An 11,962-nucleotide genomic window follows, 5' to 3' on the forward strand; every position below is an offset into this window, starting at 1 on the left:
CAGGGATTCCATGGATACGCCGTTTGGGGGGCAAGCCACCGTGCATGCGTACATCAAGCCGCGGTTCCCGATGCCGGTGAGCGATTCAGGGACGATGATCCCCGGTTCGGGCCGGGACTGGACAAGGAGCGCATGAACTTCCTCCACACCCTGGGGCACGCGGCACGTAATCTGGCCCCCATCGTCATTGTGGTCGCGGTGTTCCAGGCGCTGGTGCTGCGTACGGTGCCGGATGGCCTGTTGTCCATGGTGATCGGGCTGGCCATCGTGGTCTTTGGCGTGGCGCTGTTCCTTCAGGGCCTGGAGATGGGGATCTTCCCCATCGGCAAGAACCTGTCGAATGCCCTGGCCCGGCGCGGTTCGCTGCTGTTGTTGATGGCTTTTGGCTTCACTCTCGGCTTTGCCACCGTGATCGCGGAGCCGGCCCTGATTGCGGTGGCGGAGCAGGCGGAGCTGATCAGCGAGGGGCGGATCGAGGGACTGGTCCTGCGTCTGATCGTCGCGCTGTCGGTGGGTGCCGTGGTCGCGCTGGGCATTCTGCGCACGGTGATGGGCCATCCACTGCACTGGTACATCCTGAGCGGCTATGTGCTGGTGGTGCTGGTCACCTTCTTTGCCCCCGAGGAGATTGTCGGTCTGGCCTACGACTCGGGCGGGGTGACCACCAATATCGTGACCGTCCCGTTGGTCGCGGCGCTGGGTCTGGGCCTGGCGGCCTCGATCAGCGGGCGCAATCCGCTGCGCGACGGTTTTGGCCTGGTGGCGCTGGCGGTGATGGTGCCGATGATCACGGTGCAGCTGTACGGGATCATCGTATTCGCCGGTGCGGATATCGATGCCCCGGGCAACGGCGAGACCGCGACGATGGACGCGGACACGGATCTGCCGGGTGCGGACGAGGAACACTGGCTCTCCGCGATGGGGATGGATCTGCTGCTGATGCTGCGCGATGTGGCACCGATTATCGCGGTGATCGTGGTGTTTCAGTACTTCGTGCTGCGCAAGCGCATCCCGTATCTGCCGCGGGTGATCTTCGGCTTCGTGCTGGTGGTGCTGGGCCTGTACGCCTTTGTGGTCGGGCTCAAGCTGGGCCTGTTCCCGATCGGCGAGAGCATGGCCGAACAGTTGATCACCAACGAGCTGTTTCTGTGGGTCTATCTGTTCGCGTTCTCCATCGGCTTCGCGACCACGATGGCGGAGCCGGCATTGATCGCGATTGGCCAGAAGGCGGAGGAAGCGGCGCGCGGTTCATTACGCGGCAACGTAATCCGAATCCTGGTGGCGCTGGGCGTGGCGATCGGAATCACCGTTGGGGTCCATCGCATCCTGGCGGGGGATTCCATCCATCACTACATCATGGGCGGTTACCTGCTGGTCATCGTGCTGACGATCCTCGCGCCGAAGCAGATCGTGGCACTGGCCTTTGATCTGGGTGGGGTAACGACCTCCGAGGTGACCGTACCCCTGGTGACGGCCCTTGGCATCGGACTGGCGACCCACCTGGAAGACCGCAATGTCCTGATCGACGGCTTCGGCCTGATCGCCTTCGCGTCGATCTTCCCCATCGTCACCGTGATGGTCTACGCCATCGTGGTGGATATTTACGAGCGCTGGACCGGCAGGGGCCGCGCGCAACAGGAGGATTCGCCATGAGATTTTCGGCATTGATCGCGGTGCTCCCGGATGACTTGGAACCGCAGGCCATCGAGACGGCCAAGGCCGCGGGTGCCGGCGGCGTCACCATCATGGATGCCCGCGGCATTGGTGCGGAAGCGCGCAAGACGTTTCTGGGTATGACGTACGAGGGAAGCCAGTCCGTGTTGATGTGGGTGCTGGAGAAGAAGGTCGCACTGAATGTGCTCAAGGCCGTCAGCAATGAGCTGGAACTGGAGGGCGATCCGCGAGGGGTCGCGTTTACGGTCGATATTGCCCATCTGGCGGGGATCGGCCGCAAGCAGATCGAGCAGTTCCAGGAACACGTTAAAGAAGAAATTTAGGGAAGCTTCTGTTTCCCTAAGGCCTGAGGAGGGCTCGAGCATGCTGGTAAGCGACATCCTGAAATCCGACGTGATCACTGTTTCGCCGCTTGCGCCCTTGCGCGAGGCGATGCAGCTGATGCGGAAGCACAATGTGAAGTCCCTGGTCGTGGACAAGCAGCACGAGCACGACGCCTACGGGATCATCACCTATACGACGATCCTGAAGACCATCGTGGCGGAAGAGGGCGATATCGATCTCTCCAATGTCTATGATGTCTGCGCCAAACCGGTGATTACCGTGCCGGCCGAGATGGATGTGAAATATGTGGCCAGGCTAATGGTCAACCAGGGCATCCGTCGCCTGGTGGTGCTACGTGGCAATACCCTGGAGGGTATCGTGACCACCAGCGACATCGTCGGATCGATCCTCGAAATGGCCGATATAGAATGAACCTCGATGCCGTTTGATACTCGGACCGATTGGGCCTGGCGACGCGCGCCTCAAGGCCGATTCACTCACAAGGAATCCCGTGGCCACCGTTTCCCATATCGAGGGGTTTGAAAAGCTCCGCCTTCTGGATGCCGCTATTGAGCAGGCGCGGCATGCTGTCTTGATCACGGATGCGGATCTCGACGAAGGCCCTTGCATCGTCTACGTAAATGCCGCTTTCGAGCAGATGACCGGGTATGCCAGGAGCGACGTGCTGGGGAAGACGCCCGCTCTGCTACAGGGCCCACGGACGTCCAGGGTGGTCCTCGACCGGCTGCGCGCCGCCCTCGAGTCTGGCGGGGATTTCGACGGCGAGACCATCAACTACCGCAAGGATGGCGGTACCTACATGGTGCGCTGGCAGGTTTCCCCCGTGTATGCGGAGGATGCGCCCGAGCGCATTACCCATTTCGTCTCGATCCAGCAGGACGTGACCGAGGAACGTGCCCGTGATGAACGGCTGAGGCTGTTGTCGACAGCGGTGGAGGTTTCCGGTGACCCGGTCATGATCACCGACCCGAGGGGCACGATTACCTACGTGAATGCCGCCTTTGAGGAACTGATGGGCTATGCACGCAGCGAGGTGCTCGACGAGAACCCCCGGCGGTTCAAGTCGGGTCGTCAGGACGACGCATTTTACCGCGGGATGTGGCAGGCCCTGGAGCGTGGCGAGACCTTCCGGGGAGAGTTCGTGAACCGGCGCCGCGATGGGTCACTGGTCCATCTGGAGCAGACGATCACCCCGGTGCTCGACGACCGGGGCCGGATTTCGCATTACGTGGCCCTGGGCAAGGACATCACCGACCGTGTGCGCATGGAGGACGAGATTCGCCGCGTGGCACATACGGACTGGCTTACCGGGGTCGCCAATCGCCTCAGCCTGGGGAACACCCTGGAGGCGGAGATCGAGCGCTGCCAGCGCTATGGACGTCCGCTGAGCCTGATCATGTTCGATCTGGATCATTTCAAGGCGGTGAATGACCGCTATGGACACGAAGCCGGTGACGAGGTGCTCAAATCGCTGGCACAAACCGTGACAGCCGAGTTGCGTGAGGCCGACACCCTGGGGCGTTGGGGCGGCGAAGAGTTCATGATCGTGGTGCCCGAGACACGGCTGGTCGGTGCGAACGCCCTGGCCGAAAAGCTGCGCCAGGCCGTTGCGGCGATGAACGTCCCGGGGGTGCCCAGCGTCACCGCGAGTTTCGGCGTTGCCGAACTGGCTTCGGGCGATAGCGCCAGGCTGTTGGCGCGGCGGGCGGATGAGGCCATGTACCAGGCCAAGCAGGCCGGCCGCGACCGCGTGGTGGCGCTGTAAAGGCAGACCCATTGAGTGGGGGGCACAAAAAAGGCCGGCATTCGCCGGCCTTTTTGATGCATGCGCAAACGCGTCGGCGAGAGCTTACCCGCGGCGGCGCAGCACCCAGATTTCCAGCAATGCCCATTCTTCGCCGGGGTAGTTTTCCTGCTCCAGCGGCGACAGACGACGGTGACGAGTCGCGGTACTGCCGACAAAGTCCAGACGATTCAGCAACAGACGCTTGGTGGCGTCCGCTTTTTCTAGTGCGAAGGGGTTGAGAAAATTCACCAGCATGTAGCCTTCGCCCTTGCCGCGCGCGAAGGCGTCCACCAGGCTCTCGATGGCCGGAGGATCCAGATACACCAGCGACGCGGTGGAGATAACGATGTCCGCCTCTTCCATCGACTGTTCGATCGCGTTGCGCGTGTCGGCGTCGGCCTCGTTCAGGTCGGCTTCGAACGTCTGGTCGAACAGACCCGCGCTTTTGCCGTAGGCCAGGGCGTTTCCGGAGATGTCGATACCGGTCGTCTTCATCGGCAGACGACGTGGGGCGGCGACCGTCTTGCAGGCCTGCTCATCGGCCCAGTTGGTGCGGATTGCCTCGACATCCATGCCGTGCACGGTCGCCATGGTGGTGTTGCCAAAGCAGCAGCACAGGTCGACATAGTTCAGGGTCTTGCCCGCATCGGCCTGTTGCTGTGCCCAGGGGAGAATCAGACGGTCGAAGGTTTGCCGGTTGAAGTCGTCGGAGATGTAATCGAGCGCGTCGATAATGCGCTCCTTGAACGGCACCGGGGTCTCGGCGACGTAAATATCGTCGAAATGCTGTTTCTTCTCCTCGGTCTTCACTTGCGGCTCACTCATCGGCTTCTCCTCGTTTGATAAACCCACCATGTTCAGGGGCATGAGGCGTGATCGTCAAGTAACGCCACTCGTCTCGTTGTAACCGCCGTCGCATCATGCCGCGCTTCTGCTATGTATCATGAGGATAAAGGAGTGCGCGCTGCCGGCGGGGCCGGGAGTCGGAGGGGGCCGGAAGGGAACTGCATGAAGATCGACTGTTTCAAGGCGTATGACATACGTGGCCGCGTGCCGGATCAACTCAACCCCGAGGTGGTGCACGCCATTGGCCGCGCCTTCGCCGAAGAGGTCCGCCCCGGCCGCACAGTGGTCGGACATGATATCCGCCTGTCCAGCCCGGAACTGTCCCGGGCCCTGATCGAAGGACTCACCGCCGGCGGGAGCGATGTCGCCGACATCGGCCTGTGCGGGACCGAAGAGGTCTACTTTGCGACTGCACACTACGGGGCCGGCGGCGGGGTGATGGTCACCGCCAGCCACAATCCGCTGGATTACAACGGGCTCAAGCTCGTACGCGGTGAAGCGCGACCGATCAGCGGGGATTCCGGACTGCAGGCGATCCGTGCATGCGCGGAACGCGGCGACTTCCGCCCCATGCCGCAAGGCCAGGTGCATCCGCTGGACCACCGGCCCGACTACATCGCCCGGCTGTTGGCATCGGTCGACCGCGAAGCCCTGCCGAAGCTGCGCGTGGTCGTGAACCCGGGCAATGGCGGTGCCGGCCCGGTGCTGGAGGCACTGGAACCCCATCTGCCGTTCGAACTGGTCCGCGTGAACTTCGAGCCGGACGGGCATTTCCCCAATGGCATCCCCAACCCGCTGTTGCCGGAGAACCGTGCGGCCACAGCCGACGCCGTGCGCAAGCATGGCGCGGATCTGGGTGTGGCCTGGGATGGCGACTTCGATCGCTGTTTCCTGTTCGATGCCGCGGGGCACTTTATCGAGGGCTACTACATTGTGGGGCTGCTGGCTCAGGCCTGTCTGGAAGGCGGGCAACTTGGCGAGCGGATCGTCCACGACCCGCGGCTGACCTGGAATACCATCGAGATGGTACGAGCCGCCGGTGGCGAGCCCGTCCAGTCCAAGACGGGGCATGCCTTCATGAAGGAGCGCCTGCGCCACGAAGACGCCATCTACGGCGGCGAGATGAGCGCGCATCACTACTTCCGCGACTTTTACTACTGCGATAGCGGGATGCTGCCGTGGCTGCGGGTCGCCGAGTTGATGGGGCGCCGTGGCCAGTCGCTCGGCGAGATGGTGGCAGAGCGCATGGCCCGCTACCCCTGCAGCGGCGAGCTGAACTTCGAGGTCGCAGATGTCGAAGCCGCAACCAATCGCGTCCTTGAGGCCTTTGAGGGCCAGGGCGGCGAAGAGGATCGCACCGATGGTGTCAGTCTCGAGTTTCCGGACTGGCGCTTCAACTTGCGCAGCTCCAACACCGAACCGCTGTTGCGCCTGAACGTCGAGACCCGCGCCGATCCGGCCCTGCTGGAGCGGCGCGTGGAAGAGATTGCCCGCCTGATACAGGGATAACAACGATGGCGCGACCAAACATTCACGATGAATTGCAGCCCGTAATTCTGGCGGGTGGCACAGGCACACGGTTGTGGCCTGTATCGCGCAGCCACTATCCCAAGCAGTTCCTGCCCCTGACCGGCGAGCAGACCCTGCTACAGCAAACGGTGACTCGTCTGGAGGGACTGCACACCGCCTCACCGCTGTTGCTGGCCAACGTGGAGCACCGCTTTCTGGCCGCCGAGCAGCTGCGCGCGATTGGCATCGAGCAGGCGCGCATCCTGCTGGAGCCAGAGGGCCGCAACACGGCCCCGGCGATTGCCCTGGCGGCGCTGCAGGCCCGGGCGGAAGGGCGCGATCCTTTGCTGCTGGTCCTGGCCGCGGATCACCACATCGGCGATGGCGATGCCTTCAAGGCGGCTGTGGGGCGCGCCGTGGCACTGGCGGAGGCCGGATATCTGGTCACCTTCGGGATCGTGCCCGTGACGCCCGAGACCGGCTACGGCTATATCCAGCAGGGTGAGTCGCTGGGCGAGGCCGGTGCGCGGGTTGCGCGTTTTGTCGAAAAGCCCGATGCCGCCACCGCGCGCGAGTATCTGAGCCAGGGGGACTATCTCTGGAACAGCGGCATGTTCGTGTTCCGCGCCTCGCAGTATCTGCAGGAGCTGGAGCGCTTCGAGCCCGAGATCGTCACGGCCTGTCAGACCGCGCTGGAGGGCGCGCGCGAGGACCTCGATTTTCTGCGCGTGGAACCGGAATCGTTTGCTCGGGCACCGAACATCTCGGTGGACTACGCCGTGATGGAACGCACCGACCGCGCGGCGGTCACGCCCTTGGCCGCCGGCTGGAGCGATATCGGCTCCTGGTCCGCCCTGGCCGGGGTGCGCGGCACCGACGCGCAGGGCAATACCCTGCGCGGTGATTGCCTGCTGGAGGACAGCGAGGGCTGCGTGGTCGATGCCGACGGCCTGCTGGTCGCGGGGATCGGCCTGCGCAACCTCGCGGTGGTCGCCACCCGCGATGCAGTGCTGGTGGCGGATCGTGACCGCGTGCAGGACGTCAAACGCATCGTCGAAAGGCTGAAGTCGGACAACCGCAGCGAGCATGTGGACCACCCGGCGGTCTATCGCCCCTGGGGCTGCTACGAGTGCGTCGACGTCGGGCGGCGCTATCAGGTCAAGCGCATTACCGTAAAACCCGGGGCGAAGCTCTCGCTGCAGATGCATCACCACCGCGCGGAACACTGGGTGGTCGTCAGCGGCACCGCGCGGGTGCGCAACGGCGAAGAGACCTATCTGGTGACGGAGAACCAGTCCACCTATGTGCCGATCGGGCAGATCCATTCGCTGGAGAACCCGGGCGCGATCCCGCTGGAGCTGATCGAAATCCAGTCCGGCAGCTATCTGGGCGAGGACGACATCGTGCGGCTGGAGGACCTCTACGGCCGCGTCTGAGAGTCGCCCGAGGCGCAATCCCTATCCAAAGTCGCGGGAGCGGGTGGTCAGCTCGCCCAGCCAGGCGCTGCGGTCGATCAGACGCTGCACGATCAGGTGCCCAACCCCCTCGCTGTACTGCCATTCCCCGTGGGCCTCCAGCAGGCGCCCGTGCAGGACCTCGGCGCGAAAGCGCTCCACCCGGTCCGGCCAGACGATCAGGTTCAGCGTGCCGCTCTCGTCCTCCAGGGTCAGGAACACCGTGCCGTTGGCCGATCCGGGACGCTGGCGGGTGATCACGAGCCCGGCATAGCGGGCACCGGGATGCCCGGGGCGTTCCAGCAGCCGGGCGGCGGTGGGTAAACATTTTTGTTCCAGGAACGGGCGTATCAGGGCCAGCGGGTGCGGGCCCAGGCTCAGCCCGGTGGTGGCGTAATCCTGCACCAGGTCGTCCACCGCATTTGGGCGCGGCAGGAGCGGGGTTACGTCGGCCTCGCGCACCGTGTCGGCCGGGGCGTCGGCGAACAGGGGCAGGGGCTCCTCCACCGCCTCGGTCGCCCAGCGTGCCTGATGGCGGTTGCCGGCCAGCCCCTTCAGGGCGTCGGCGCGGGCCAGACGGTTGGCCTGGGCGCGGGTCAGGGCGGCGCGGGCCACCAGATCCGGAACGTCCGTGAACGGGAGCTCGGCGCGCGCGGCGACAACACGCTCGGCCACGGCCTGCGCGAGCCCACCGACCCGGTTCAGACCCAGGCGCAGGGCCAGCGCGTCGCTGCCGGCCAGCGGTTCCACCGTGCAGACCCAGTCACTGCGGCGCACGTCCACCGGGCGCACCTCCACGCCGTGGCGGCGGGCGTCGGCGACGATCTGCGCCGGGGCATAGAAGCCCATCGGCTGGCTGTTCAGCAGGGCGCAGGCAAAGATCGCCGGCTCATGGCACTTGAGCCAGGACGAGACATAGGTGATCAGCGCGAAGCTGGCCGAATGCGACTCGGGAAAGCCGTATTCGCCAAAGCCGAGGATCTGCTTGTACAGCTGTTCGGCGAATTTCTCCGGATAGCCGCGTTGCCGCATCCCGTCCATCAGGCGCTCGCGGTAGCGCGCGAGCTGGCCAGTACGGCGCCAGGCCCCGATCGCGCGGCGCAGCCCGTCCGCCTCGCCGGCGGAGAAGCCGGCCGCGACCATCGCCAGCTCGATCACCTGTTCCTGGAAGATCGGCACGCCCAGGGTGCGACCGAGCACGCGCTTCACTTCTTCATTCGGGTAGCGCACCCGCTCCGGGTGGGCGCGGCGCTTCAGATACGGGTGCACCATCTCGCCCTGGATCGGGCCGGGGCGCACGATGGCGATCTCGATCACCAAGTCGTAGAAGTTCGCCGGCTTCAGGCGCGGCAGCATGCTCATCTGCGCGCGCGACTCGATCTGGAACACGCCCAGGGTGTCGGCCTTCTGCAGCATGCGGTAGACCACCGGGTCCTCGGCAGGGATGTCGGCCAGGCCCCAGTCGCGGCCCCGGTGGCGTGCCATCAGCTCCAGCGCGCGGCGCACGCAGGAGAGCATGCCCAGCGCCAGCACGTCGATCTTCAACAGCCCCACCGCATCGAGGTCGTCCTTGTCCCACTGGATCACCGAACGCTCCGGCATCGCCGCGTTCTCGATCGGCACCAGCTCGTCCAGCCGGCCCTCGGCGATCACGAAGCCGCCGGTGTGCTGCGACAGGTGGCGCGGGAAGCCCAGCAGCTCGGCGGTCAGGGCCTGCCACTGCCGGGCCAGGGCGCCATCCGGGTCCAGCCCGACCTCGCTCAGGCGCTCGGCGGGGATGCCGTCGTCCCACCAGGCGAGGTTGGCGGTCAGCGCATCCAGCCGCGCGCGCGAGATACCGAGGGCGCGGCCGACGTCGCGCAGGGCGCTGCGCCGGCGGTAGCGGATCACCGTGCAGGCCAGCGCCGCGCGCTCGCGACCGTAGCGCCGATAGATGTACTGGATCACCTCCTCGCGGCGCTCGTGCTCGAAGTCGACATCGATATCCGGCGGCTCGCCACGCTCGGCGGAGATGAAGCGTTCGAACAGCATGCTGGAGCGCGAGGGGTCCACCGCCGTGATGCCGAGGGCATAACAAACGGCGGAATTCGCCGCCGAGCCACGCCCCTGGCACAGGATCCCGCGGCCGCGGGCAAAGCGCACGATGTCGTAGACCGTCAGGAAGTAGGGCTCGTAGCCGAGCCGGGCGATGATCCCGAGCTCGCGCTCGATCTGCTCCGTCACCTTGGTCGGGATGCCGTCAGGCCAGCGCTCCCGTGCCCCCTTCAGAGTCTCCTCGCGCAGGTAGGCGGCTGGGCTCATGTCCCGGGGCAGGGGATCGGTGGGGTAGCGGTAGGTGACCGCGTCCAGTGAGAAGTCGCAGTCCCGCGCGATCCGCACGCTGGCCGCGAGCCAGTGGGCAGGGTACAGAGCGGCCAGGTCGTCGCGCGGGCGCAGACAGCGCTCGCCGTTGGGGAAGCGCGCCGGGGCCGCCTCGGCAACCGTGGTGCGCAGGCGCAGCGCGGTCAGCACGTCCTGCAGGGCACGTCGGCCGCGAGCGTGCATGTGCACATCGCCGCAGGCGACGATCGGGAGTCCCGTCGTGTCGGCGAGCTGCCGTGCGCGGGTCGCGAGCGCGGCATCCTCCGGCGTGCGCAGCTGGCTGACCGCCAGATGGGCCTGGCCCGGCGCGGCCCACCCGGCCAGCCAGCGGGCCACGTCGGCGAGCATCGTCTCCGGAATCTCGGGTTCGATACGCAGCAGGACCTGCCAGCCGGCCCGCGCCTCGGCGGGCAGGGCGTCGAGGTCCGACTGCGTCAGGTGGTAATGCCCCTTGTCCGCCGCCCCGCGCGCACGGGTGATCAGCCGGCACAGCCCGGCGTAGCCCGCCGCATTGCGCACCAGCAGGGTCAGGGCGGGGCCGTCCGCCAGCCGGAAGGTCGCCCCGAGAATCAGGTGCAGGCCGCAGTCCTTCGCCGCCGCGTGGGCGCGGACCACGCCGGCCAGCGAGGCGATATCGGTCAGCGCCAGCGCGCGATAGCCCAGCGCCCCGGCCCGCTCCACCAGCTCCTCCGGGTGCGAGGCCCCGCGCAGGAACGAGAAGTTGCTGACGCTCGTCAGCTCGGCGTACTCCGGCGGTTCGGGGGCGGCATCATCCATATACTGTTTATATAAACAGTATATGGGGCTGGCAAGAAACCCTGGCTTCGAGCCGGTGCGCCGGCTCCGGTATGGTAGGCCCGCTACCGGCCGACCCCAGTGACGACTCCCCTATGCGCAGCGCCATCTACAATCTGCTGATCCTCCGCCTTACCTCGCAGTGGTATGCCGAGGTAATGCGGCGGTTGTCGGACGGAGCGGCCCTGCTGGATGTGGGCATTGGCACCGCTGGCGCGCTGCTCGCCAATGCCGACACGGCGCGCGAGAAGGGGCTCGTCATCACGGGGATCGATATCGACGCCGACTACATCAAGCACGCCCGGCAAGCCCTGCGTGAGTCGCCCCTGGCCGATCGTGCCGAGGCCCGTCTCGAATCCATCTACGACCACACGGGCGGCCCGTACGACGCGATCTATTTCTCCGCCAGCTTCATGCTCCTGCCGGACCCCGAGGGCGCTCTGCGTCACTGCCGCAGCCTGCTGAAGCCGGAGGGGAGAGTGTTTTTCACCCAGACCTTCCAGACCCGCCCCTCCCGCTGGATGGAGCGCTTCAAACCCCTGCTCAAGCGTATTACGACCATTGACTTCGGCCGCGTGACCTACGAAGAAACGTTTCGGGAGCAGGTGGCGGGAGCGGGGTTCGCGATCGACGAGTTCACCACGCTCGGACGCCACGGCCCGCGCGCATCCGTCCTGGCCATCGCCCGACCCGCCTGAAAGAACACCGGGCCATACCACTGTAGGAGGCGAGCCCTCTCGCCGATCGGGTGTGTCCGGCTCCCCATCGCCCAGGGGGCTGGGCTCCTACGAGGAAAAGAGGCTGTGGCGGCCCGTATCCTGCAGCAACGGAGATCGCCCCACGCCGGTTCACCCCCGAGGCTGGGCCTACCCACTGTAGGAGGCGAGCCCTCTCGCCGATCGGGCGTGTCCAGTTCCCCATCGCCCAGGGGGCTGGGCTCCTACGAGAGAAGGGGCTGGCGGACCGTATCGCGTAGCAACGGAGATCGCCCCACGCCGGTCCGTCCCCGAGGCTGGGCCCACCCGCTGTAGGAGGCGAGCCCTCTCGCCGATCGGGCGTGTCCAGCTCCCTATCGCCCAGGGGGCTGGGCTCCTACAAGAGAAAGGGGTTGTGGCGGTATGTGAACAAGACGGGCGACTTCTTCCGATAACGCGTCGGCCTGCTAATTCCGAAGGAAGACCCCGGGCGCCCC

Annotated in this window: 9 protein-coding genes; 7 read left to right on the forward strand and 2 right to left on the reverse strand. The window is 65.9% G+C overall.

Going from position 1 to position 11,962, the window contains the following annotated elements:
* The first annotated feature begins 132 nt into the window (after positions 1-132).
* From F623_RS0106000 to F623_RS0106015, 4 genes are all read left to right on the forward strand, one after another.
* The gene (locus F623_RS0106000; RefSeq protein WP_018861278.1) at positions 133-1,653 is read left to right on the forward strand and encodes a DUF1538 domain-containing protein; all 1,521 of its coding nucleotides are present in this window, start codon (positions 133-135) and stop codon (positions 1,651-1,653) included.
* Positions 1,650-1,997, forward strand: coding sequence for a hypothetical protein (locus F623_RS0106005; RefSeq protein ID WP_018861279.1), 348 nt, complete (start codon positions 1,650-1,652; stop codon positions 1,995-1,997). The genes F623_RS0106000 and F623_RS0106005 overlap by 4 nt, the downstream gene beginning before the upstream one ends.
* Before the next feature lie 40 nt (positions 1,998-2,037).
* Positions 2,038-2,430, forward strand: a complete 393-nt coding sequence (locus tag F623_RS0106010) for a CBS domain-containing protein (protein ID WP_018861280.1) — start codon at positions 2,038-2,040, stop codon at positions 2,428-2,430.
* A 79-nt stretch (positions 2,431-2,509) separates the two neighbouring features.
* The gene (locus F623_RS0106015; RefSeq protein ID WP_018868252.1) at positions 2,510-3,784 is read left to right on the forward strand and encodes a GGDEF domain-containing protein; all 1,275 of its coding nucleotides are present in this window, start codon (positions 2,510-2,512) and stop codon (positions 3,782-3,784) included.
* Between the two features lie 84 nt (positions 3,785-3,868).
* Here F623_RS0106015 and F623_RS0106020 read toward each other — a convergent pair whose 3' ends face one another.
* On the reverse strand, positions 3,869-4,630 hold the full coding sequence (locus F623_RS0106020) for a class I SAM-dependent methyltransferase (protein WP_018868251.1): 762 nt from the start codon (positions 4,628-4,630) through the stop codon (positions 3,869-3,871).
* A 183-nt stretch (positions 4,631-4,813) separates the two neighbouring features.
* Here F623_RS0106020 and F623_RS0106025 point away from each other — a divergent pair, with 183 nt between their 5' ends.
* Complete coding sequence (locus tag F623_RS0106025; RefSeq protein WP_018868250.1) at positions 4,814-6,160, forward strand: phosphomannomutase/phosphoglucomutase; 1,347 nt, start codon at positions 4,814-4,816, stop codon at positions 6,158-6,160.
* 5 nt (positions 6,161-6,165) lie between these two features.
* Positions 6,166-7,596 carry a mannose-1-phosphate guanylyltransferase/mannose-6-phosphate isomerase gene (locus F623_RS0106030; protein ID WP_018868249.1) on the forward strand — a complete coding sequence of 477 codons (1,431 nt, stop codon included), beginning with the start codon at positions 6,166-6,168 and terminating at the stop codon, positions 7,594-7,596.
* 21 nt (positions 7,597-7,617) lie between these two features.
* On the opposite strand, the gene F623_RS0106035 is transcribed toward F623_RS0106030, so the two are convergent.
* A complete protein-coding gene (locus F623_RS0106035; protein ID WP_018868248.1) occupies positions 7,618-10,752 on the reverse strand; it encodes an error-prone DNA polymerase in 3,135 nt (1,044 codons plus the stop codon).
* A 113-nt stretch (positions 10,753-10,865) separates the two neighbouring features.
* Between F623_RS0106035 and F623_RS0106040 the strand changes: the two genes are divergently transcribed.
* Positions 10,866-11,468 carry a bifunctional 2-polyprenyl-6-hydroxyphenol methylase/3-demethylubiquinol 3-O-methyltransferase UbiG gene (locus F623_RS0106040; protein ID WP_018868247.1) on the forward strand — a complete coding sequence of 201 codons (603 nt, stop codon included), beginning with the start codon at positions 10,866-10,868 and terminating at the stop codon, positions 11,466-11,468.
* The last annotated feature ends 494 nt before the right edge of the window (positions 11,469-11,962 follow it).

It is taken from the genome of Thioalkalivibrio sp. ALD1 (genome assembly GCF_000381245.1).
Classification (GTDB): Bacteria; Pseudomonadota; Gammaproteobacteria; order Ectothiorhodospirales; family Ectothiorhodospiraceae; genus Thioalkalivibrio.